General features: G+C 73.0%; 22 protein-coding genes and 2 pseudogenes. 13 read left to right on the top strand and 11 right to left on the bottom strand.

What is annotated here, in order from left to right; all coding sequences use genetic code 11:
• Positions 1–99 precede the first annotated feature (99 nt).
• A complete protein-coding gene (locus tag ACFYWM_RS08610) occupies positions 100–585 on the bottom strand; it encodes an FBP domain-containing protein (protein WP_389910729.1) in 486 nt (161 codons plus the stop codon).
• An 81-nt stretch (positions 586–666) separates the two neighbouring features.
• Here ACFYWM_RS08610 and ACFYWM_RS08605 point away from each other — a divergent pair, with 81 nt between their 5' ends.
• Both ACFYWM_RS08605 and ACFYWM_RS08600 read left to right on the top strand, forming a co-directional pair.
• Positions 667–1,266, top strand: a complete 600-nt coding sequence (locus ACFYWM_RS08605) for a WHG domain-containing protein (protein WP_389910726.1) — start codon at positions 667–669, stop codon at positions 1,264–1,266.
• 278 nt (positions 1,267–1,544) lie between these two features.
• Entirely contained in the window at positions 1,545–2,216 is a 672-nt protein-coding gene (locus ACFYWM_RS08600; RefSeq protein WP_389910723.1) for an SRPBCC domain-containing protein, read from the top strand.
• A 44-nt stretch (positions 2,217–2,260) separates the two neighbouring features.
• On the opposite strand, the gene ACFYWM_RS08595 is transcribed toward ACFYWM_RS08600, so the two are convergent.
• The 5 genes from ACFYWM_RS08595 to ACFYWM_RS08575 form a co-directional block, all read right to left on the bottom strand.
• Positions 2,261–2,461 carry a ferredoxin gene (locus tag ACFYWM_RS08595; RefSeq protein WP_389910719.1) on the bottom strand — a complete coding sequence of 67 codons (201 nt, stop codon included), beginning with the start codon at positions 2,459–2,461 and terminating at the stop codon, positions 2,261–2,263.
• Between the two features lie 11 nt (positions 2,462–2,472).
• Positions 2,473–3,243: an SDR family NAD(P)-dependent oxidoreductase gene (locus tag ACFYWM_RS08590; RefSeq protein ID WP_389910716.1), complete on the bottom strand. Its 771-nt coding sequence runs from the start codon at positions 3,241–3,243 to the stop codon at positions 2,473–2,475.
• Positions 3,231–4,031, bottom strand: coding sequence for a TetR/AcrR family transcriptional regulator (locus ACFYWM_RS08585; RefSeq protein ID WP_389910712.1), 801 nt, complete (start codon positions 4,029–4,031; stop codon positions 3,231–3,233). Before ACFYWM_RS08585 ends, ACFYWM_RS08590 begins: the two co-directional genes overlap by 13 nt.
• A 107-nt stretch (positions 4,032–4,138) precedes the next feature.
• Positions 4,139–5,356: a cytochrome P450 gene (locus tag ACFYWM_RS08580; RefSeq protein ID WP_389910707.1), complete on the bottom strand. Its 1,218-nt coding sequence runs from the start codon at positions 5,354–5,356 to the stop codon at positions 4,139–4,141.
• Positions 5,357–5,498: 142 nt separating this feature from the next.
• A complete protein-coding gene (locus ACFYWM_RS08575) occupies positions 5,499–5,855 on the bottom strand; it encodes an MmcQ/YjbR family DNA-binding protein (protein ID WP_389910704.1) in 357 nt (118 codons plus the stop codon).
• 37 nt (positions 5,856–5,892) lie between these two features.
• Here ACFYWM_RS08575 and ACFYWM_RS08570 point away from each other — a divergent pair, with 37 nt between their 5' ends.
• A complete protein-coding gene (locus tag ACFYWM_RS08570) occupies positions 5,893–6,396 on the top strand; it encodes a DinB family protein (RefSeq protein ID WP_389910701.1) in 504 nt (167 codons plus the stop codon).
• A 69-nt stretch (positions 6,397–6,465) separates the two neighbouring features.
• On the opposite strand, the gene ACFYWM_RS08565 is transcribed toward ACFYWM_RS08570, so the two are convergent.
• On the bottom strand, positions 6,466–7,287 hold the full coding sequence (locus ACFYWM_RS08565; protein WP_389910698.1) for an SAM-dependent methyltransferase: 822 nt from the start codon (positions 7,285–7,287) through the stop codon (positions 6,466–6,468).
• Positions 7,288–7,513: 226 nt separating this feature from the next.
• Here ACFYWM_RS08565 and ACFYWM_RS08560 point away from each other — a divergent pair, with 226 nt between their 5' ends.
• Positions 7,514–8,581, top strand: coding sequence for a hypothetical protein (locus ACFYWM_RS08560; protein ID WP_389910695.1), 1,068 nt, complete (start codon positions 7,514–7,516; stop codon positions 8,579–8,581).
• A gap of 236 nt (positions 8,582–8,817) precedes the next feature.
• Here the strand turns inward: ACFYWM_RS08560 and ACFYWM_RS08555 are convergent.
• Positions 8,818–9,456: pseudogene (locus tag ACFYWM_RS08555) on the bottom strand (ornithine cyclodeaminase family protein); the annotation flags it as partial.
• Positions 9,453–9,827, bottom strand: coding sequence for a proline racemase family protein (locus tag ACFYWM_RS08550; protein WP_389910692.1), 375 nt, complete (start codon positions 9,825–9,827; stop codon positions 9,453–9,455). The pseudogene ACFYWM_RS08555 and the gene ACFYWM_RS08550, both read right to left, overlap by 4 nt.
• A gap of 142 nt (positions 9,828–9,969) precedes the next feature.
• On the opposite strand from ACFYWM_RS08550, the gene ACFYWM_RS08545 reads away from it, so the two are divergent.
• The 8 genes from ACFYWM_RS08545 to ACFYWM_RS08510 all read left to right on the top strand — a co-directional run bounded on the left by ACFYWM_RS08545 (position 9,970) and on the right by ACFYWM_RS08510 (position 17,992).
• Positions 9,970–10,206: a hypothetical protein gene (locus ACFYWM_RS08545; RefSeq protein ID WP_389910689.1), complete on the top strand. Its 237-nt coding sequence runs from the start codon at positions 9,970–9,972 to the stop codon at positions 10,204–10,206.
• A gap of 214 nt (positions 10,207–10,420) precedes the next feature.
• The gene (locus ACFYWM_RS08540; protein WP_389910686.1) at positions 10,421–11,509 is read left to right on the top strand and encodes an AAA family ATPase; all 1,089 of its coding nucleotides are present in this window, start codon (positions 10,421–10,423) and stop codon (positions 11,507–11,509) included.
• Entirely contained in the window at positions 11,506–12,852 is a 1,347-nt protein-coding gene (locus tag ACFYWM_RS08535; protein WP_389910683.1) for a VWA-like domain-containing protein, read from the top strand. The genes ACFYWM_RS08540 and ACFYWM_RS08535 overlap by 4 nt, the downstream gene beginning before the upstream one ends.
• Positions 12,849–13,601, top strand: a complete 753-nt coding sequence (locus ACFYWM_RS08530; RefSeq protein WP_389910679.1) for a hypothetical protein — start codon at positions 12,849–12,851, stop codon at positions 13,599–13,601. The genes ACFYWM_RS08535 and ACFYWM_RS08530 overlap by 4 nt, the downstream gene beginning before the upstream one ends.
• Before the next feature lie 236 nt (positions 13,602–13,837).
• Positions 13,838–14,407, top strand: coding sequence for a TetR/AcrR family transcriptional regulator (locus ACFYWM_RS08525; protein WP_389910676.1), 570 nt, complete (start codon positions 13,838–13,840; stop codon positions 14,405–14,407).
• A 450-nt stretch (positions 14,408–14,857) separates the two neighbouring features.
• On the top strand, positions 14,858–15,397 hold the full coding sequence (locus ACFYWM_RS08520) for a cysteine hydrolase family protein (protein WP_389910672.1): 540 nt from the start codon (positions 14,858–14,860) through the stop codon (positions 15,395–15,397).
• Between the two features lie 304 nt (positions 15,398–15,701).
• Positions 15,702–16,706 (top strand): iron-containing redox enzyme family protein, encoded by a 1,005-nt coding sequence (locus ACFYWM_RS08515; protein ID WP_389910669.1) that lies wholly within the window; start codon positions 15,702–15,704, stop codon positions 16,704–16,706.
• Positions 16,703–17,992, top strand: a complete 1,290-nt coding sequence (locus ACFYWM_RS08510) for a glycosyltransferase (protein ID WP_389910665.1) — start codon at positions 16,703–16,705, stop codon at positions 17,990–17,992. The genes ACFYWM_RS08515 and ACFYWM_RS08510 overlap by 4 nt, the downstream gene beginning before the upstream one ends.
• Here ACFYWM_RS08510 and ACFYWM_RS08505 read toward each other — a convergent pair.
• Both ACFYWM_RS08505 and ACFYWM_RS08500 read right to left on the bottom strand, forming a co-directional pair.
• Positions 17,956–18,066: pseudogene (locus tag ACFYWM_RS08505) on the bottom strand (hypothetical protein); the annotation flags it as partial. The gene ACFYWM_RS08510 and the pseudogene ACFYWM_RS08505 sit on opposite strands and share 37 nt — an antisense overlap.
• Positions 18,067–18,164: 98 nt before the next feature.
• Entirely contained in the window at positions 18,165–19,064 is a 900-nt protein-coding gene (locus ACFYWM_RS08500) for a manganese catalase family protein (RefSeq protein ID WP_389910663.1), read from the bottom strand.
• A 541-nt stretch (positions 19,065–19,605) separates the two neighbouring features.
• Here ACFYWM_RS08500 and modA point away from each other — a divergent pair.
• The gene (gene modA, locus ACFYWM_RS08495) at positions 19,606–20,406 is read left to right on the top strand and encodes a molybdate ABC transporter substrate-binding protein (RefSeq protein ID WP_389910660.1); all 801 of its coding nucleotides are present in this window, start codon (positions 19,606–19,608) and stop codon (positions 20,404–20,406) included.
• Positions 20,407–20,664 lie beyond the last annotated feature (258 nt).

Here is a 20,664-nt window from a genome sequence, read left to right as displayed (position 1 = left end):
CCCGCACCGCGTTCAAGTGAAGCGGCAGGGAAGGCTCGAACATGATGCGAGTGATCGCTGAGCTGAGTTCGGGGCGCCCGGCCCGGTGGGGGGCGTCGGCTATCGGGTCACCTTCAGGAGGAAGCCGGTCACGTTGACCGCGGTCCTTTCGATCTTCTCTTCGAGTGTGAGCGACTCGGGCATCCGCCCGCCGGGCCCCGCGTCCTTCTTGCCGCGCAGGTAGAGGGAGCAGGCCAGGTCGGTGCAGATGTAGGCGCCCACGGAGTCGCTGTTGCCGCCGGTGCGGCGGGCGGTCATCAGCGACACGCCGTCGCCGGTGTGGGTGGTCAGGCAGAGCGAGCACATGCTGCGCCGCATGTGCCCGGCGCCGGGGGTGGCCCGTCGCAGCGCCACCCCGACCAGCCGGTCGCCGTACTCGGCGACCAGGTAGGCGCGGCCGGGGGACGCGGGGTCCCGCCAGCCCAGGAAGTCGAGGTCCTCCCACGGCAGGGCGTCGAGGTCCCTGGGTGCGGCGAGGCGCTTGACCTCACCCTTGGTGCAGTTGACGAAAGAGGCACGGATCTCGTGCTCGGCGAGCGGTCTCATAGCCGAAAAGCTAGCTTCCGTATAAACAGATCGCAAACTATTATGTGTTTACCTAGAGGTCCTAGGAAAGGGAGATGGTTCGTGGCGCGTGCCGGAGTGACCGTCGAGCGGCTGGCCGAGGCGGCGGCGGAGCTGGCCGACGAGGTGGGGCTGGAGAACGTGACCGTCTCGGAGGTCGCGCGCAGGTTCGGCGTGAAGGACGCGAGCCTGTACTCGCACATCAGGAACGCGCGCGAGCTGCGGGTCCGGGTGGCCGTGCTGGCGCTGGCCGAGCTCGCCGACCGGGGCGCGGCGGCGCTGGCCGGCCGGGCGGGCAAGGACGCGCTCGTCGCCTTCGCCGACGTCTACCGCGACTACGCCAGGGAGCATCCGGGCAGGTACGCGGCGGCGCAGGTCGAGCTCGACCCGGAGACGGCGAGGGCGAGCGCGGCGCGACGGCACTCGGACATGATGCGGGCCATCCTGCGGGGCTACTCGCTGGTGGAGCCCGACCAGACCGACGCGGTCCGGCTGCTGGGCAGTGCCTTCCACGGGTTCGTGAGCCTGGAGCGGGCGGGCGGCTTCCGCCACCACCCGCGCGGCGCGGACGAGTCCTGGGGCCGGATGCTCGACACGCTCGACGTCGCGCTCCGCAACTGGCCGGCGGACGCGGGCGACGCCGGGGCGAGCCGTACGCCGTGAGGGTGGTCGAGGCCGTGGCCGATCGCGAAAGTAGATAAGACTTGACTTATATAAGCCAATGATGAAATTCTCGATGCCGCGCGGGACTTCGGGGCCCCGGTGATCCGGCGCGACGCCGGCCGCCGGAACCGCTCACCGGCGGTGAGCGGAACGGGGGTACCGGGAGCGGCCTGAGAACCTCATCGGGACGCCGCCCGGGTACGGACACCTCCCAGCACCCTCCAGCGACTCCCAGTGAAGAACTCAGTGAAGAACTCAATGAAGAACGAGGAAGACACGTGATCGACATCGTCAACCAGATCAACGCCACCCACCGGGAGATCGGCGACCTTCCGGTCGCCACCGGCGCGGGGCGGTCGCTGCTCCTGCGCCGCGCCTACGACGCCTCGATCGAGGATGTGTGGAGCGCCTGCAGCGATCCCGGCCGGATCGGCCGCTGGCTGGCCCCGATCGACGGCGACCTGCGGCCCGGCGGCACGTTCCAGCTCAAGGGCAACGCCGGCGGGACGATCCTGCGCTGCGAGGAGCCCCACCTGATCAAGGTGACCTGGATCCTCGGGGAGGGCATGGACACCGAGGTCGAGGTCCGCCTCGCGCGCGGTGAGGGCGGCGGCACCGTCCTGGAGCTGGAGCACGCCTCTCCCGCCGAGATCGTCGACGAGCTGGTGCGCACCTACGGGCCCGGCGGCACGATCGGGCTCGGCGGCGGCTGGGACCTCACGTTGCTCGGTCTCGGCCTTTTCCTGAACGGGACCACGTTCGACCCCGGGACCTGGGAGGACACGCCCGAGGCGAAGGAGTTCGCCACCCTCAGCTGCCACGCCTGGGGGGCCGCGGTCCAGGCCGCCTGGGGGACCGGTGACGACGACCTCGCCGCGGCCGTCGCGTTCGGGGTGCGGCACTTCGCCCCCGAGGCCGCGGGCGACGGCGACGGTAACAGCAACGGCTGACCGTCGTCCGGCCCGAACCTGCCCCGCGCGGGTGGATCGGGGGGTCAGGGCCGCTCGTCCAGCGAGATCGCACCCGTCGGGCAGACACCGGCCGCCTCGCGTACGGCGGCGTGCAGCGGCTCGGCGGGGGCGGGGTCGAGCAGGACGACGATGCCGTCGTCGTCCCCCTGGTCGAACACGTCGGGGACGAGCAGCACGCACTGCCCAGCGCCGCAGCACCTGCCGGTGTCGACGGTGACGTTCATGGGTGATCTCCTCAGTCGTGCAGGGAACCGCCGCCGTCGACGGACCAGGTCTGGCCGTTGATCCATCCGGCGTCGTCGGACAACAGGAACGCGGCCGCGGCGGCCAGGTCGGACGGCCTGCCCAGGCGGGTGCTGCGCGTGCCGACCAGGCCGGCGGCCTTGAACTCCTCGCTCATCTGCGCCAGGCCGGTCTCCGACAGCACCATGCCGGGGGAGACGCCGTTGCAGCGGATGCCCTCCTTGCCCCAGCGGGAGGCGACGTGCCGGGTGAGGGCGTTGACGCCCGCCTTGGACGCGGCGTAGGCCGGACGCAGCGGCTCGCCGACGAAGGCGGCGCTGGAGGAGGTGTTGACGATCGCGCCGCCACCGGCGGCCAGCAGCAGCGGGATCGCGGCGCAGCAGCTGTGGGCGTAGCCGATCAGGTTGACCTCGAAGGTGCGCCGCCAGACGGCCACGTCCATCTCCGACAGGTCCCCGTCGCGGCCGATCGTGTCCAGGGACAGGTCGGCGCCCACGTTGAACACGCCGTCCACGCCGCCGAACTCGGCGACCGCCCGCTCGAACAGCGCCCTGACCGACGCCTCGTCGGACAGGTCGAACCCGACGGCGACCGCCGTGCCACCGGCGGCGGCGAGGCGCTCGGCGGTGGCCTCGGCGCCGGGGACGTTGACGTCGCCGACCAGGACGCGCGCGCCCTCCTCGGCCAGCCGTTCGGCGGTGGCGGCACCGATGCCGGTGGCGCCCCCGGCCACGACGATTCTCTTGTCCTTCAGTCCGCGCATTGGGGGTCCGTTCTCCGAGGTGGTGGGGGATGTGCGGTGGAGGGGTCTGCTCTCCGGAGTGGAAGGTGTGCGGTGACGGGGGCCAGCCAGAGGCCGGTCAGGGCGTCGATGAGCCCGACGGCGACGGCCTCCCAGCTCGCGTGGGGCGTCGAGTCGCCCTCGTGCAGGGCGCGCTCGCGCTCGGCGAGGGTGTACGCGAGGAGCAGGCGGGTCATGTCGCCGCGCTCGACGTGCACCTCCTCCGGCAGGTCGGGCAGGAACCGCAGCATGCCGTCCAGGGTGCGCCGCATCGACGGTGCCGCCACGGACTCCTCGGTGACGATCTGACGCAGCGCGGGCACGGTGGTGACCTGGGCCAGGCAGCGGGCCCGCCAGCTCGGCACGCCCAGCGCGTCGAGGTGGTCGGTGGCGGGGCGTACCAGGCAGGAGATCAACGCGCGCAGGCCGGCGGAGCCGTCCCCGATGTCGCCGATCGCCTCCAGCATGCGCAGCCGCCGCTCCTCGGTCTCGGTGGTGTAGCGGCGGATGAGCGCGCGTACCAGGTCGGCCTTAGTGCCGAAGTGGTAGCCGACGGCGAAGTTGTTCGCCTGGCCGGCGGCCTGGCCGATCTGCCGGTTGGAGACCTCGCTGACGCCGTACTCGGCGAACAGCCGCTCGGCGACGTCCAGGATGGTCCCGCGCGTCTCCTGCGCCCGTTCCGTCCTGCCGGGCGCGGGCTTGCCGGATGTGGGCTTGCCGGGCTTCGCCTCGGCGCGGGCGGTCCTGCCGGGTACGGGCTGGTCGGGCACGGTCTTCCCGCGCGCTGTTTTCCCCTGCCCCGTCTTGTCGCGCGCTGTTTTTTCGCGTTTCGTCTTCCCGCGTTCCGGTTTTCCGTGTTCCGTTCTGCCGGGCACGGTCACCATCGGACCGGAACCCTCTCCAGCCCGCCGACCACGAGACCCTCGCGGCGCCTGAGCTCGGCGACCGGGACGGCCAGCTCCAGCGCGGGCAGTCGCTCCAGCAGCACGGCGAGCACGGTCTGCAGCTCGGTGCGGGCCAGCGCCTGCCCCAGGCAGGAGTGCGGGCCGGCGCCGAAGGTCACGTGCGGGTTGGGCGAGCGGTCCAGCCGCATCTCGTCGGCGCCCTCGAACTGCCGCTCGTCACGGTTGGCCGAGGCCATGCTGCAGATGACCGTCGTACCGGCGGGCAGCTCCTCCTCCGCCACCGTTACCCCCTCGCTGAGGTAGCGCGGCATGCCGAAGCCGGGGTTGGCGTCGAACCGCAGCACCTCCTCCACCGCCGGGCGGATCAGCGAGCGGTCGGCCAGCAGCGCCTCCCAGCGGGAACGGTCGGCCAGCAGCATCGACACCATCTTGCCGATCATGTTGGCGGTGGTCTCGTGCCCGGCCACCAGCAGGCCCTTGGCCGTCATCGTCAGCAGCTGCTCGGTCAGCCGCCCGTCCAGCCCCTCGACCAGCGCGGCCAGCTCGCTCAGCAGGTCGTCGCCCGGCTCGGCCCGCTTGGCCTCGACGTGTGCCACCAGGTAGGCGTCGAACTCGGCCTGGGCCGCGTCGATCTCCTCCTGGCCGAACCTGGTCATGCTCAGCATGGTGTCCGACCAGTACGCGAACCTGTCCCGGTCGGAGTCGGGCACCCCGAGCAGGTCGCAGATCGCCCACACCGGCAGCGGGAAGCCGACCGCGCCCACCAGGTCGGCGGGCTCGCCCTGGGCGATCATCTGCTCGACCAGCCGCTCGGTCATCGCCTGGATCCTGGGCTGCATCGCGATGACCCGCTTGGCGGTGAACGCCCTGCCCACCAGCTGCCGCCACGCCCGGTGCGTGTCACCCGTCATGCCGCCGCCGCTGTCGGCGCCGCCGCCGAACACGCCGCCCGACTCGTTGGCGGTCACCCGCGCCGCCCCCTCGGCGTCGAGCTGGCGGGTGAAACGCGGGTCCGACAGGACCTCCTTGACGTCCTGGTAGCGCGTCAGCAGCAGCGCGGTGTCACCGCTGGCCAGCCGGATCGGCGCGACCGGGCAGCCCTGCCGCAGCTCGGCCCACTCCTGTGGCGGCTCCAGCGCGCTGGGGTTGCGGAAGGGGTATTCGGGCGCCTCGGCGCCGGGCTCGCTCAAGATCGTTCTCCCTTGAGTGTCGCGATCGACATCATCTAAGTCTTCTGACTTATTTAAGTCAAGCGACTCAAACCGACCGCTTGCCGGGCGTTCCGGTGGTCGCGGGCCGGCGGCGCGCCTCGTGGGGGACGTGCCCGCCGGCTCACTCCAGGCGGGTGACCAGGCGTTTGGGAGCGACGGCCCGGTAGGCGTCGGTGACGATCTCGGCGATCTCCGCCCGCTCTTGGGGGACGTCGAGGTACACGCCGAGCCAGCCGCGGTGGCCGACGTACGGCGGGCGGAAGAAGCGCCGCGGAGCCTCGGACGACAGGGCCTCCTGGACGCCGGGCGGGGCGGCGCACCAGAAGGCGAGCCGGTCGTCGTGATGGTGGTCGGCGTACATCACGAACATCTTCCTGTCCCGGACGAACCAGGCCGGCTCGCCGTGACTGAGCCGTTCGTTGGTCTCGGGAAGCGCGAGGCAGAGCCGGCGCAGTGACTCCAGGGGATCATCGGCCATGACCAGACGCTACGTCGCGATGCGAGAATCGTTGGCCGTGACCGACAACCGTATCCCTCCACCCTTCATCGGCGACGAGCGCGCCATGCTGAACAACTGGCTCGACTGGCACCGTGAGACCCTGGCCGTCAAGTGCGCGGGGCTCTCGGAGGAGCAGCTCCGGCAGCGCTCGGTGCCACCGTCGTCCCTGTCGCTCCTCGGCCTGGTCCGTCACATGGCGCACGTGGAGCGAGCCTGGTTCCGCCGCGTGCTGAACGACGAGGACGTCCCCCTCCTCTACAAGACCGACGACCCCGACGCGGAGTTCAACGACGTGGACACCGCCTCCGCCCGGGAGGCCCTCGCCACCTGGCAGGCCGAGATCGAGATCGCCCGCAAGCTCTCGGCCGACGTGCCGCTGGACGCCGTCGCGAAGCGGCAGCGCCACGGGCAGGACTGCTCGCACCGCTGGATCCTCGTCCACATGATCGAGGAGTACGCCCGGCACAACGGCCACGCCGACCTGCTGCGTGAGCGGATCGACGGTCTCACCGGCGAGTAGGCGTCCGGCCCTCGCCGGGGGCGCCCGTGCCCTCGCCGGGCCGACGAGGGCACGGGCACGGCGCGAACGTCAGGGCTTGCGCCCGACGCCCACGTACCCCAAGCGGGCCATCTCCTCGTCGATCGGCATCGCCGACCCGGGGTCGGCGAACGGCAGCGTGTGGTCCTGCTGCCTCCCGTTGGCGAGGCCGGGGGGAATGAGCTCGAAGTCGCCGAAGAAGCGGCCGATCTCCTCGCCTGGGCGGGGGCGGAACGGCATGTTCGCCTTCTGGTAGAACTCGCTGATCCGGGCCGTGCGCTCGGGCGCGGCGTCGCCGCCGACGTGGGAGATGGCCAGGTAACTGCCGGGCGCCAGCGCCTCGCGGTAGGCGGCGACGAAACCCTGGGGGTCGTCCTCGTCCGCGACGAGGTGCAGGAGGAACATCATGAGGACCGCGACGGGCTGGTCGAAGTCGATGAGCGCCCGGACCTCCGGGTCGCCGAGGATGCTCTCCGGCCTGCGTACGTCCCCCTGCACCATGGCCGCCCTGTCGCCCCCGGCCAGCAGGGCGCGGCCGTGCGTGCAGACCACCGTGTCGTGGTCCACGTAGACCACGCGCGCGTCCGGCGCGAGCCGGAGGGCGACCTCGTGCACGTTCTGCTGGGCGGGCAGCCCCGAACCGAGGTCGAGGAACTGCCTGATGCCCTTGCCGAGGAGATACTCCACGATCCGGCCGATCAGCTTGCGGTTCTCCCTGGTGCCCTCCCGGGTCTCGGGAAGCACGCTCAGCACCAGCTCGGCCAGCTCGCGGTCGGCCTGGAAGTTGTCCTTGCCGCCGAGGAAGTAGTCGTACATCCGAGCCGCGTTCGGGATGTGTGGGTCCACTCCCGGGGGCGCCTGCTCCTTCGTCATCGACGTCCTCGCCGTCTGTAGTGTTTCCCGTGCTCGTTCCTTTCATGATCGCGGCGTTCGACGTCGGCTGCCACCTTCTCTGATCTTTTGCGTGGCTGTCGGGCAGAAGGTTCCGAGCGCGTTCGGCGAAGAGGGCGGGAGTGCTTCGAGGACCGGACCGAGGCCGGCACCCGCCGCCGGCCGGTACGCATCGGAACGGTGACGGCACGCGGCGAGGAGACAGGCGATGGGATGGTCGAGCTTCTCGATCGGACGGCACCTGCGAGCCCGGTTCGGTCCCGTGACCCGGCTGCGCCGGCTGACCAGCAGCCCGCGCTCGCGCGTGTGGCGCGCCGAACTGGCCGGGACCACCGTGGTGGTCAAACAGATCGTCGGCGGTACGGACGCCGGCCCGCGCTTCCGGCGTGAGGTGACCGCGCTGCGGCTCGCCGCACGGGCCGATCCGCCGCTGGTACCCGAGGTGCTCGGCACCGATCCCGGCCACCGGATCCTGGTCCTGGAACATCTCGACGCCGCGGACCCGGCCGACGGCTGGGCGGTCGAGTACGCGACGGCACTGGCCCGGCTGCACGCGACGACCGGCGCCGCCGACGCCGGGACGCTGCCGCGCTGGTCCCCGCCGGGGGCGGGGGACCTCGACGCGTTCCTCCGCCTGGCCGGCCGCCTCGGCGTCACGGCGGGGCCCGCGGTTCGCGCGGAGTTCGACGGCGTGCTCGACCGGCTCGCCCGCGCGCCGGGGAACGCGTTGCTGCACGGTGATCCCTGCCCCGGAAACGATCTGCACACCCGTGACGGAGTCCGCTTCGTCGATTTCGAGCAGGCCGCGCTGGGCAACGGGCTGACCGAGCTGGCCTACCTGCGCGTCGCCTTCCCGACCTGCTGGTGTGTCACCGCCACCCCTTCGCCGCTGCTGCGCCGCGCCGAGGAGGCCTACCGCGCGGCCTGGCGCGCCGCCACCGGCGCCGAGCCCCAGGGCGACCTCGCCGACGCGTGCGTCGGCTGGCTGCTGCGCGGCGACGCCCTCGTCGAACGGGCCCACCGCGACGGTACCGACCATCTGGCCAGGGTGACCCACCGTGACTGGCGCTGGGGCACGGCCACCGCCCGCGAGCGCCTGCTGCACCGTCTGGGCGTCGTCGCCGAGATCACGGCCGGTGACGCCGGCCTCGCGGGGATCAACGGCCTTGCCGCGACGACGCGCGGCCGCATGCTCGACCGCTGGCCGTCGCTGCGGCCGCTCTCCCCGGATCGTCCTCCGGGCGACCACGGCCGCCGGAAAGTCATCGGCGGATGAACGCGATCACTGCCGCGAACCGCACTGCCGCGAGACGCACTCCCGCGAACCGCACTGCCGCGAACCGCACTGCCGCGAGACGCACTCCCGCGAACCGCACTGCCGCGAACCGCACTGCCGCGAACCGCACTGCCGCGAACCGCATTGCCGCGAGGCGCACTCCCGCGAGGCGCATTCCGGGCATCGGGCTCGTGCGAGCCGACGGCGATGACGACGGCCCGGTCCCGGATCGAGGCCGAGTCGAAGAGCGGTTCGCGGGCGGTCGTCGCGCAGACGACGACGTGCGCCCGGGAGACGGCCCGCGCGGCCCGCGCGCCGCCGGAGCCGGCGACCGTGACCGGCAGCGCGCCGTGGACGGGCACGTCGACGCGCCCCGGGTGGCCTACGAGATAGGTCACCTCGGAGAGGTCGCGGTGCCCCGACAGGGTGTCGAGGAGGGTGTCGACGTGCCCGCGTCCCTGGGGGCCCGCGCCGAAGACGGCGACGCGCAGCGGGTCGCGCTCGCGGCGCAGCAGCGGCAGCACCGCGGCGACCGACACCGCCGGTGTGCGCAGCGTGGTCAGCGCGATGCCGTCGATCAGGGCGACCGGGGAGAGGCCGCGGGCGTCGAAGAGCAGGTAGAGGCCCTGGATGCGGGGCCGGCCGTGCGCCGGGTTGTCCGGCGCCACGCTCACGACCTTCACCCCCGCGTGGGCGCCGCTCTCGGCGGGCATCAGCAGCAGGTGCCCGCCGGCGACGGGGACGACGGTACGGGCGGGGTCGGCGGCCGGGTCGAGACCGCCCCGCAGCGCGGCGACGACGGCCTGGACGGCCTGGCGGGGGCCGAGCAGCCGCCGCACGTGGTCGCCGGTGATCACCGGAACGTGGCCGGTCATCGCAGGACGAACCCGGGGAAGAGCTCGTCGGCGGGGTCGGCCTCGACCGGGCCCGACTCCACGGCCCACGTCCCGAGCGCGATCGTGCCGTGCCCGCACGCGGTGGAGAACCCGTCCTTGTGCCGGAACAGGACGCCGAACAGTGCGCCGCCGTCGTCGGGCGGGGTGATGAACCCCCCGTACATGTCGGCGTGCCCGCGCGGTTCGAAGCACGGCATCCGGCGCAGCCCGTCGACGGCCGGGTCGGAGACGGCGAGGACCCTGCGGTCGGCCACCGTCCGGCCGGGGATGGCGACCGGCGGCTCGGCGACGATGCGGAAGGGCTCGCCGCCGGTGTGGTGGTCGACGGTACGGACATCGGACTGCGACATTGCGAGGCCCATCTGCCGGTGATCGGGTCCACCCGGATCGTACTGCCCGCACCCTGTCGTGATCTTCGCCTCCTCCCCGGTGGTCCTTGGCGGCTGTCATCTTTGGTTGACGGCCGGATGGATGTCAACCTAGGATGACAGCATGAAGGCCGACAGCGTCACCCTGCTGGCGGAGGCCACGAGCGGTGACGACCCGATCGTCTCGCTCGGCGCCACCGTCGAGCTCCGCCGCGAGCTGGAGCGCCTGGAGGCGGTGCTGGTCCGCCGGGCGCGGACCCAGGGCCGGACGTGGACGAGGATCGCCGCGGCCCTGGGCATCAGCAAGCAGGCGGTGCACAGGAAGTACGGCGGCCGGGGGCTGTTCCGCAACCAGGAGTAGCCCAACCGGGAACAGCCCGCGAGGACGGCACCGGACGCCGGCGACGGCGGCCCGGCGTCCCCGTGCGCACCGCCCCGAAATCGCGTGCCGTCCGTGGAAGCGCACGGTGCCCGGAAATCACGTGCCGCCCGGAGATCGCGTTTCGCGGGGAAACCGCACAGGGAAACCACACGCCGCCCCGGAAACCCCCGGGCGGCCGGCGAGGAGGAGGATCATGGCGGTGCCGTCAGTGACACGGGAGGCCCTCGCGGTGGCGGTGACGGCCAACCTGCCGGTCATCCTGTGGGGTGCGCCGGGCACCGGCAAGACGTCCGCGGTCACCGCGCTCGGTGCCGCCGCCGGGCTGCCGGTCGAGGTGGTGGTCGGCTCGATCCGTGAGCCCAGCGACTTCTCCGGGCTGCCGGTGCTGCGCGACGGCGGCACCTGGTTCGCGCCGCCGCGATGGGCCGAGCGGCTCGCCGCCGAGGGCGACGGCCTGCTGTTCCTCGACGAGCTGACCACCGCGCCGCCGGCCGTGCAGGCCGCCATGCTGCGGGTGGTGCTCGAACGCACGGTGGGCGACCTGGTGCTGCCGGAGCGGGTCCGGATCGTGGCCGCCGCCAACCCGCCCGAACAGGCCGCCGACGGCTGGGAGCTGTCCGCGCCGCTGGCCAACCGGCTCATCCACCTCGACTGGACGGTCTCCGCCGAGGACATCGCCGAGGGCTTCGCCGGCGGTTTCCCGGTGCCCGAGTTCGACATGAAAGACACGGCGGCGCCCGCCGAGGTGGCCGGGGCGCGGGCGCTGGTCGGGGCGTTCCTGCGGGCACGGCCGGAGCTCGTGCTGGCGGTCCCGGACAGCCCCGAGCGGGCCGGACGCGGCTGGCCCAGCCCGCGCAGCTGGGAGACGGCCGCCAGGGCGGTCGCGGCGTGCGACCACCTGGGCGCCGGCGAGCCGGTCCTGGCCGAGCTGGTGCTCGGCGCGGTCGGCGAGGCGGCCGGGTTCGAGCTGCTCTCCTGGCGCCGCAACCTCGACCTGCCCGATCCGGCGACCCTGCTGAAGGACCCGGAGGCCCGCCTGCCGGAACGGCTCGACCGGCTGCACGCCCTGCTCGGCGCGCTGGTGGCGCACGTGCGGGTGGACGGCACCCCGGACGCCTGGGAACGGGCCTGGACGGTGGTGGCCCGGGTCGCGCGTACGGCACCGGACGTCGCGGCCACCGCGGCCCGCTCCCTGGCCCGAGGGCGCCCCGAGGGCGCCACCCTGCCCGGGACGATGCTCGAACTCGCACCGGTGCTGCGGTCGGCGGGACTCCTGCGATGACCGCCGACAGCCCCGGCGTCCCGGCCCGCGAGGAGTACGGGGAGGCGGTGCGCGCCCGGATCGCCGCCGCCCGGCTGTGGGCGGCGCACCGGGCGCCGTACCTCGCCTCGGCCGTCTTCGCCCTCAACCCGGTGATCCTGGAACCGGTCCTGGACGAGGACACCGGCCTGCCGGTCGCGGACCCGGAGTTCCGCGCGTTCCCCGCCGACACCCGATGGAACCTGCACGTGGAACCGGGCACCGCGCTGGCCACCCCGGTGGAGGAGATCGGCTGGTGGATGCTGCACCACGTGGGCCATCTGGTACGCGGCCACGCGGCCCGCTCCCCGGTACGTCCCGAGCCGGGGCACCGGGTCGGTCACGCCGCCGGCGCGGCCGGCGACGAGGAGGCCCACCGCTGGAACCAGGCCGCCGACGCCGAGATCAACGACGACCTGGAGGACGGGGACCTGCGCGGCCCGGCCGGTGTGGTCTCGCCCGCCGAGCTGGGCCTCCCGCCCAACCGCACGGCCGAGGAGTACGTGCCGATGCTCGACGTGCTGGCCGAGGCCATGGGCCGTGGCGGCGGGGCACTCGCCGAGGCGATCGACTGCGGCGGCGCGGCGGACGGGCGGGAGCGCCCGTACGAGGACGGCGGCTCCGGCGAAGGGCTCACCCGGCTCGACCGGGAACTGCTCGAACGCTCCATCGCGGCCGGTATCCAGGACCGGGCGGGCGCGCGCGGCGAGGTGCCCGCCGGCTGGCGCCGCTGGGCCGGGGAGCGCGTGCGCCCGTCGGTGAACTGGCGGGCCCGCCTCGGCGCGCTGATCCGGCGCGGAGCCGGCACGGCGGCCGGGCGGACCGACTTCGGCTACCGCCGCCCGTCGCGCCGGGCCGGGGCGTACGCCGAAATCGTGCCGCCGTCGATGGTGCGCGCGGTCCCGGACACGGCACTGGTGATCGACACCTCCGGCAGCGTCACCGGCGACGTGCTGGACCGGCTGCTCGACGAGGTGGGCGGCGTCGTCGACGGGGTGGCCGGGCCCGACCGGCGGCTGCGGGCCATCTGCTGCGACGTCCGCCCGCACCCGGTCCAGGTGGTGCGCCGGGCGGGCGACATCGACCTGGTCGGCGGCGGCGGCACCGACATGCGGGCCGGCATCGCCGCGGCGATGGCCCTGCGGCCCCGCCCCGGCCTCGTCGTCGTGCTGACCGACGGGGAGACACCGTGGCCCGAGCGGCGCCCTCCGGCGTACATGGTCGTCTGCCTGGTCGGTGACGGCGGGCACGCGCCCGATTGGGCCGCCGTGGTGCGCGTCCCGGCGGACGCGCCGCGGCGGGTGACAACGAGAGGACAATCATGACGACGGGCTACTACGCCGACGAGCCTGCCCCCGAGCCGCTGCACGAGTGGCGGAGCTGCGGTTTCACCGTCGCCGAGGCGCGGCAGTGGATCGGCGACGGCTTCTCGATCACCGAGGCGGAGCGCTGGCGTGCGTCCGGCGTCTACACCGCCGCCGACGCGAGGCCGTGGCGCACCGCCGGAGCCACCCCGTACACCGTGGATCTCTGGTTGCGGGCCGGGATGACGCCGCGGGACGCGGTGCGGTGGCGCGAGTTCGGCTACCCGCCCCGGGAGGCGGCCGATCGGCACCTCGCCGGGGAGCGCCCGTACCCGCGCGGCCGGTTGTGGCGGCTGCTGCACCGGAACGCGCGTCCGGGCGAGGCGTTCGCCGACGAGGAACGCTCCGCAGGCATGCGGGAGCTGCTGCGGGCCGGCGTCCCGGTGGGCCTGGCACGCGCCTACGTCGATGCGGGCTGGGCCGGTGCCGGGGCGGTGGACTGGGCGAGGCACGGCATCGAGCCGGGCCAGGCGCGCGTCTTCGAAGCGCTCGGCCTGTCCGCCCGCGAGGCCGGGAGGGTGCTCGGCGCGGGGGAGGACGCGATCTCGCTGATGACCGGGTTCTGGCGGGCCGGGGTACCGCTGGAGGAGGTGGCCGCCTGGCGCGCGGCGGGTTTCACGGCCGCCGAGGCGGCCCGGATGCGGGCCGAGGGCACCGGCGTCGAGCAGGCCAGGGTGCTGCGGGCGTTGACCGGCGGCGACGAGCCCTGATCGGCGGGCCTTCGGCCGGCGGGCGGCGGGTCCTGACCGGTGGGGCTTGGAGCGGCGGGCGACGGGCCCTGATCGGCGGGCCTTCGGCCGGTGAGCGGCGGGTCCTGACCGGTGGGGCTTGGAGCGGCGGGCGGCGGGTCCCGGTCGGCGGGCGACGACGCCGGACGGCGGCCCCGCCGTTCGTGGTTCGGTAGGGTACGGCGGACCCCGCCACTTGGCAGATGTGAGGTGACGCCATGCCCGCCCAGCGTGCGGACGCCCGCCGCAACTACGCGCGCCTGCTCGCCGTGGCCGAGGAGGCGGTCGCCACGCACGGCGCCGACGCCTCCCTGGAGGAGATCGCCCGCGTCGCGGGAGTCGGGTCCGCCACCGTGCGCCGGCACTTCCCCAGCCGCCACGCGCTGCTGGAGGCGGTCTTCCGCGAGCGGGTCGAGGCCCTGTGCGCCCGCGCCCGCGAGCTGACCGGCAGGGCCGACACCCGGGCCGCGCTGCTGGAGTGGCTGGGCGCCGTCACCGCGGACGCCGCGACCATCCGGGGGCTGGCCGTCGCGCTGACCCGCGACCGGGCGGCGGGCCCTGACGTGGCGCACGAGCACTGCTGCTCGGCGCAGCTCACCGAGGCGGGCGACCCGCTGGTGCGCCGCGCCCTGGACGACGGCGCGCTGGCTCCGGGGGTGACCGTCGCCGACCTGCTCGCCCTGGTCACCGGCATCGCCCTGGCCACGGAGCACCACCCGGACCCCGCCGCAGAGGCGGGCCGGCTGCTCGGCCTGACCGTGGCGGGGATCAGCCCTCATCAGGGGTGAGCGGGGACCGGCGCCCCGGATCATGGTCTTTCACCGGTCGGTACGGTTTCCAGCGCTCCGCGCGGATTTCACCGCTCCGTACGGTCGGAACGTGACGTCGCCGAGGGGCGGCGGACCTTTCCGGCGGTGTCGCGCGGGTGCGCCGGACCGGCGATCCTGTGCTCCTACATGGATGTTTGCCCACCGGGGAGCGGGTAAGGGCTCGCTCGACAGGCGAAAACCCACGGGCCGGAATCCGCGGCCGGAATCCGCGGGCGGAGAACTCGCAAGGGAGAACCCGCGGGCGGGGAAAGAGGCGTCGCGGCGCGAGAGGGGCGTGGCGCGTCTGGAGGAGTGGCGCCTGCACGAGCGGCTCGTTCGGAGTTCGACCCCTGGCCCGATAGGTCCGGGACGAACGATCCGAGAGGTCCGGGACGAAGAACGATCTCTGCGGTCACGTCGGGGGAAGACATGAGTGCTGTTGCGCTGATCGTGGTGGACATGCTGAACCCCTACGACCACGAGGACGCCGACGAGCTGCAGAAGAGCGTCGAGCAGGTCGTGGAGCCCCTGGCGGGGCTGATGCGGCGTGCCCACCGGCATCGGGACGCCCAGCTGATCGTGGTCAACGACAACCACGGCGACTTCACCGCCACCCGCGAGGACCTGCAACGGCGCGCTCTGGAGGGCCGGCGGCCCGATCTGGTCGAGCCGGTGCTGCCGCCGGCCGACTGCGCCTTCATGCCCAAGGTGCGCCACAGCGCGTTCTTCGGCACGCCGCTGGAGTATCTGCTGCGCCGCGAGGGGATCGACACCGTCGTGCTGGCCGGACAGGTCACCGAGCAGTGCGTGCTCTACAGCGCGCTGGACGCCTATGTACGCGAGTTCTCCGTCCGGGTGGCCTCCGACTGCGTGGCCCACATCCACCCCGACCTCGCCGAGGCGTCGATGCGGATGATGGAGCGCAACATGCGCGCCGATCTGCTGCCCGCCGACCACTGCTTGGAATAACGAGCCACCGCCAAACCGCCCTTGATCACGACTTTTCCCGTCATGGATCCGGTGTGGAGGTTAATGCGGGAAAGACGAGGGCATCAGGGGCGTATGGCATGAGTTTCCGATAAATCCAGATATGCCGGTTATGCGACCATTTTTGTCACTGACGGTCGCACCGTCACCATGGCATGCGCCTTCACCGAATTCAGGAGTGAACCAGTCGCGCGACCTCACGACGAGACGCCTTTCCGGAAGATGAAGCCGCCGAGTTTCTCCCCGAATCCTTCACCTGAGCTTTTCTTCGCCATGGGAGATCGTGATGCTGCTTCCCGCGCCCCGAGGTCCCCTCACCGCCGCGCTCTTCGAACGGCTGGGACGACCCCCGCACGCCTTCGACCCGCCACCGGTCCCGGCCGGGGGATCGGTCCTCGACGACGAGGATCTCCAGCTGGCGCTCTTCGCCTGCTACGAGCTGCACTACCGGGGCTTCGAGGGGGTGAACGAGGACTGGGAGTGGGAGCTGTCGCTGCTGGCGGCCAGGAAGGCGCTGGAGCGGCGCTTCGAGGACGGTCTCGCGCGAGCCGTACCCCGTCCGTCCCCGGCTCCGGGCGTGCCGATGCGCCGCGCCCTGGCCGAACTGATCGCCGCCGACGAGGGGCCCCGCCTGTCGGCGTTCCTGGCCAGGCGGGCCGACCTGGAGCAGTTCCGCGAGTTCGTCACGCACCGCTCGATCTACCACCTCAAGGAGGCCGACCCGCACACCTGGGGGATCCCCAGGCTGAGTGGCGTACCCAAGGCGGCGCTGGTGGAGATCCAGGCCGACGAGTACGGCGGCGGGCGCGTCGAGCGGATGCATTCGGAGCTGTTCCGGGCCACCCTGCGCGGGCTGGAGCTGGACGACTCCTACGGCGCCCACCTGGATCGGGTCCCGGCGGTCACGCTGGCGATCTCCAACGCCATGTCGCTGTTCGGGCTGCACCGGCGCCACCTCGGGGCGCTGCTGGGCCACCTGGCGGCGTTCGAGATGACCTCCTCCGCGCCCAACCACCGCTACTCCCTGGGCCTGCGCAGGCTGGGCGGGGACGAGACGGCGAGGCGTTTCTACGACGAGCACGTCCAGGCCGACGCCGTCCACGAGCAGATCGCCGCGCACGACATGTGCGGCGGCTTCGTGGCCCAGCACCCCGCGCGGGCCGGTGACGTCCTGTACGGCGCGGCCTGCGCCCTGACGTTGGACCGGCTCTTCGCCGAGCACGTCCTGGATCACTGGCAGCGCGGCGCCTCCTCGCTGCGCGAGACGCGCCTGATGGCGGGGAGCCGATGACAGAGCCGTACCCGAACCCGGACACGACCCCGGACGCGGGCGGGGAGGCGGATCTCGGCATGGACTACGTGCTGCCGCTGCGCTGGAGCGACGACGCCGGCCTGGGGGAGCTGACCGCCTACCTGCGCCGGCTGCGCCCCCATGTCCGCGTCATCGTCGTCGACGGCTCCCCGGCCGCGCTGTTCGCCCGGCACGCCGCCCGCTGGAACGGCCTGGTGACGCATGTACGGCCCGACGGCGACCTCGGTTTCGCCAACGGAAAGGTCAACGGGGTGGTCACCGGGCTGCGCCGGGCCCGCGCCGAACACGTGATCATCGCCGACGACGACGTCCGCTACGACGCCGGCCAGCTGGCCCGGGTCGACGCCCTGCTGGAGGACGCCGACCTGGTCCGCCCGCAGAACCACTTCGACCCGATGCCCTGGCACGCCCGCTGGGACACCGCCCGCACCCTGCTCAACCGCGGCCTCGGCGCCGACTACCCCGGCACGTTCGGGGTGCGCCGCTCGACCTTCCGCGCGATGGGTGGCTACGACGGGGACGTGCTGTTCGAGAACCTCGAACTCATCCGCACCGTCCGCGCCCACGGGGGCCGTGAGGATCGCCGCCTCGATCTCTACGTCCGCCGCCTGCCGCCCGACCCGCGCCGTTTCTGGTCCCAGCGGGTGCGCCAGGCCTACGACGACCTCGCGCAACCGGCCCGCATGGCGTTCTTCCTCGCCCTCGGGCCCGCCGTGGTCCTGGCGCTGCTGCGGCGGCGTCCGGGGCCGGTCCTGGCCGGTGCCGGGCTGGCGGTGGGCCTGGCCGAGATCGGCCGCCGCCGCGCGGGCGGGCGGCGGATCTTCCCCCGCACCGGGGCCCTGTTCGCCCCGGTATGGATGCTGGAGCGGGCCGTCTGCAGCTGGCTGGCCCTGGGCACCCGGATCCTGCGCGGTGGCGTCTTCTACGCCGGCTGCCGGATACCGGTCGCCGCCCACCCGGCCCGCCACCTCAGGGCGCGCTCTCAGGCCGCCGCGTCTGACCCGCCCGAGGCTGCCCGATCGGGCTCGCCCGCGACCGGTGAAGCCGCGTCGAGCCCGATCGCGGTCCGCGAAGCCCCGTCGAGCCCGCCCGGTACTGCCCGGGGATCAGGCTCGCCCGCGACCGGTGAAGCCGCGTCGGGCCCGCCCGCGGCCCGGAAACCGGAACGCTTGTGCGAGCCGTCGCAGAACGGCTTGGACGCGGACCGGCCGCAGCGGCACAGCGCCACCGTCGCCCGGCCTGGCTCGATGACCACCCCGTCCTGAGTGAGCAGCGTGTACGGCCCCCGGATCAGCAGCGGCCCGTCCTCGCAGAGAGTCACTGTGACCGAATCATCCATTTTTAGAGCCATATGCCCCCTTGTGCCCGACGCACCCGTGAAGAAACGCCGATCACCTCTCCCGTGAAGCTCTTTTGGCGGCCCCCGGAGGACTCCGGTCAGGTGAGCTTGTCCTTGAGCTTGCCCAGCGGGCCGACCTCGGTGCCGAGGGCCGGGCCGGCCGGATCGCCCATGCTGCCGTCGTAGGTGGCGTACAGCTTGGGGTCGGGGGGCGGCGCGCTGGCCGGGCCGCCGAGCGGCTGGGGGTCGAGGAGGTAGGAGAACTCGTGGCGGCCGTCCGGCTGGATGCCGGAGGCCCAGCCTCCCAGCGTTCCGTCGGTTCCCTCCGACAGGTCCCAGATCGCCGAGGCGTGCTCGGCGTACTCCTCGTCGAACAGGTCGTTGGGGACGATGACCTCTTCCAGGCCGTCGGTCTGGAGCTCCTCGATGGCCTTCAGCCACATGTTCTGGTGCAGGGTGTCACGGGCCAGGTTGAACTTGAGCATGTCACGCACGCCCGGGTCGTCGGTCATGTGGTAGAGCCGGGCGGTCTGCAGGCGGCCCTGGGCCTCGGCGGCGACGTTGGCGCGGAAGTCGGCCAGCAGGTTGCCGCTGGCCACGATGTAGCGGCCGTTCCAGGGGTAGCCGTTGCTGTCGGCGAGCAGGGGGCCGCCGCCGGAGACGATGACCTGCTGGGGGTCCATGCCGCCCAGCACGGCGCCGACCACGGGGTCGGCGGCGGCCATCTTCGAGGTGGCGGTGGCGGGTGCGCCCTCCAGCAGCCGGGCGATCATGGTGGCGATCATCTCGACGTGACCGATCTCCTCGGTCGCGATGTCCATGATCAGATCCTTGTACTTGCCGGACATCCGGCAGTTCCAGCCCTGCATCAGGTACTGCATGGTGACGGTCATCTCGCCGTAGGCGCCGCCGATCAGTTCCTGGAGCTTGTGGGCGTAGGCCGGGTCGGGCTTCTCCGGCTTGGCCTCGAACTGCAGATGCTTGGTGTGCAAGAACATCGACCGCTCCTCGTGTCGGGCTCCGTGTCCGGAGCCGCACGGAGACGCGCGTCGCCTGCCGACGAGAGAGCGCGACCCCGTCTGGTGGATCTGGTGGGGGTCACCTGTGAATCCCAGCAGACCCGCCCGCGAGGCTGTGACAACGACATGCCCGTCTTTGTCGTCAACCTCCTAAAATCCCGGCCACGAACGGACGGTCCGCGTCCGGTACGCACGGAGCCCCGGGCGGCACTCCGGCGCCGGTGTGCGCGCGGGGGCGCGAACACCTCCCCATCTCTCAAATTCAATACCGGAGTGACAAGAAATGCTGCAACCACCAACCAATCCGGCTTTCTGGGCCAGCATGCGCGAAGGTATCGTGATGGTCCGTGACGACGCTTCGTTCAGCGGGGCCGCCGACGGGAGGACGGTGTCGCGGATGAGACGCCGGCCGCGGACGAGCCGGCCACGACGGTGGGAGCGGTCGCCGTGATCGAGTTCACCGGCGTCGTCGTGGAGATCGCCGACCCCGCTCGCCTGGCGAGCCAGTAAGGAGCCCTTGTTGTCCAGGCGCGTTTCCCGGTGGGCCGTCACGGTCCCCCTCGCCCTCACCCTGGCCGCCCTGTCGGGCTGTGGCTCCGGCGCCCCGGCCACCCCCGCCTCTCCGGGGGCGTCGGCGCCGCCGGACGGGGCCGCGACGCTGACGGTGTTCGCCGCCGCGTCGCTGACCGGCACGTTCACCGAGCTGGGCAGGACCTTCGAGGCCGCGCACCCGGGCACCACGGTGCGCTTCAACTTCGGCTCCAGCGCCACCCTGGCCCAGCAGATCGTCGCCGGAGCCCCGGCCGACGTCTTCGCCGCCGCGAGCCCGGCCACGATGAAGACCGTCACCGACGCCTCCCTGGCAGCCTCGCCGGCCACGTTCGCGCGCAACAGCCTGCAGATCGCCGTCCCGGCCGACAACCCGGCCGGGGTCGACGCCCTGGCGGACCTGACCGACCCGAAGGTCAAGGTCGCGCTGTGCGCCGAGCAGGTGCCCTGCGGCGCCGCCGCCGTCAAGGCCCTGGCCGCCGCCGGGCTGAAGGTCACCCCCGTCACCCTGGAACAGGACGTCAAGGCCACCCTCACCAAGGTCGAGCTCGGCGAGGTCGACGCCGCCCTCGTCTACAGGACCGACGTCCTCGCCTCCGGCGGCAAGGTCGGCGGCATCGACTTCCCCGAGGCCGAAAAGGCGATCAACGACTACCCGATCGCCTCGCTCTCCACGGCGCCCGCCCCCGAGGCGGCGAGGCGGTTCGTCGACCTGGTGCTGTCGCGGCAGGGTGAGGAAGTGCTGACCAAAGCGGGTTTCCAGGCCCCCTGATACGCGATAGCGGTGCCCCTGTCATCGGAGGGCACGGACAACAGGGGCGGTACGGGCGCGGACGGGCGGCCGGCACGGGTACGGCGCGCGGTGAAGCAGGGGCGCGACGCGCGGAAGGCAGGGGCACGGCGAGCGGGCGGCAGGGGTATGACACGCGGGCGGCACGGGCGCGGCGAACGGAAGGCAGGGGCGCGACGCGCGGAGGGCAGGGGTACGGCGAGCGGGCGGCACGGGTACGACGCGCGGAAGGCAGGGGCG

The sequence above is a fragment of the Streptosporangium sp. NPDC002721 genome (genome assembly GCF_042888905.1).
Taxonomy (GTDB): Bacteria; Actinomycetota; Actinomycetes; order Streptosporangiales; family Streptosporangiaceae; genus Streptosporangium.
The sequence above is the reverse complement of the archived record's forward strand: the minus strand, read 5'-3'. Positions and strand labels throughout refer to the sequence as shown.

What these genes read in the sequence shown, in the direction of transcription:
- ACFYWM_RS08610 (WP_389910729.1), bottom strand. Translation starts at nt 585, where the DNA reads ATGAGACCGCTCGCCGAGCACGAGATCCGTGCCTCTTTCGTCAACTGC.
- ACFYWM_RS08530 (WP_389910679.1), top strand. Translation starts at nt 12,849, where the DNA reads ATGACGACGGGCTACTACGCCGACGAGCCTGCCCCCGAGCCGCTGCAC.
- ACFYWM_RS08520 (WP_389910672.1), top strand. Translation starts at nt 14,858, where the DNA reads ATGAGTGCTGTTGCGCTGATCGTGGTGGACATGCTGAACCCCTACGAC.
- ACFYWM_RS08560 (WP_389910695.1), top strand. Translation starts at nt 7,514, where the DNA reads ATGGGATGGTCGAGCTTCTCGATCGGACGGCACCTGCGAGCCCGGTTC.
- ACFYWM_RS08565 (WP_389910698.1), bottom strand. Translation starts at nt 7,287, where the DNA reads ATGACGAAGGAGCAGGCGCCCCCGGGAGTGGACCCACACATCCCGAAC.
- ACFYWM_RS08575 (WP_389910704.1), bottom strand. Translation starts at nt 5,855, where the DNA reads ATGGCCGATGATCCCCTGGAGTCACTGCGCCGGCTCTGCCTCGCGCTT.
- ACFYWM_RS08515 (WP_389910669.1), top strand. Translation starts at nt 15,702, where the DNA reads ATGCTGCTTCCCGCGCCCCGAGGTCCCCTCACCGCCGCGCTCTTCGAA.
- ACFYWM_RS08540 (WP_389910686.1), top strand. Translation starts at nt 10,421, where the DNA reads ATGGCGGTGCCGTCAGTGACACGGGAGGCCCTCGCGGTGGCGGTGACG.
- ACFYWM_RS08510 (WP_389910665.1), top strand. Translation starts at nt 16,703, where the DNA reads ATGACAGAGCCGTACCCGAACCCGGACACGACCCCGGACGCGGGCGGG.
- ACFYWM_RS08550 (WP_389910692.1), bottom strand. Translation starts at nt 9,827, where the DNA reads ATGTCGCAGTCCGATGTCCGTACCGTCGACCACCACACCGGCGGCGAG.
- ACFYWM_RS08590 (WP_389910716.1), bottom strand. Translation starts at nt 3,243, where the DNA reads ATGCGCGGACTGAAGGACAAGAGAATCGTCGTGGCCGGGGGCGCCACC.
- ACFYWM_RS08500 (WP_389910663.1), bottom strand. Translation starts at nt 19,064, where the DNA reads ATGTTCTTGCACACCAAGCATCTGCAGTTCGAGGCCAAGCCGGAGAAG.
- ACFYWM_RS08535 (WP_389910683.1), top strand. Translation starts at nt 11,506, where the DNA reads ATGACCGCCGACAGCCCCGGCGTCCCGGCCCGCGAGGAGTACGGGGAG.
- ACFYWM_RS08525 (WP_389910676.1), top strand. Translation starts at nt 13,838, where the DNA reads ATGCCCGCCCAGCGTGCGGACGCCCGCCGCAACTACGCGCGCCTGCTC.
- ACFYWM_RS08545 (WP_389910689.1), top strand. Translation starts at nt 9,970, where the DNA reads ATGAAGGCCGACAGCGTCACCCTGCTGGCGGAGGCCACGAGCGGTGAC.
- ACFYWM_RS08595 (WP_389910719.1), bottom strand. Translation starts at nt 2,461, where the DNA reads ATGAACGTCACCGTCGACACCGGCAGGTGCTGCGGCGCTGGGCAGTGC.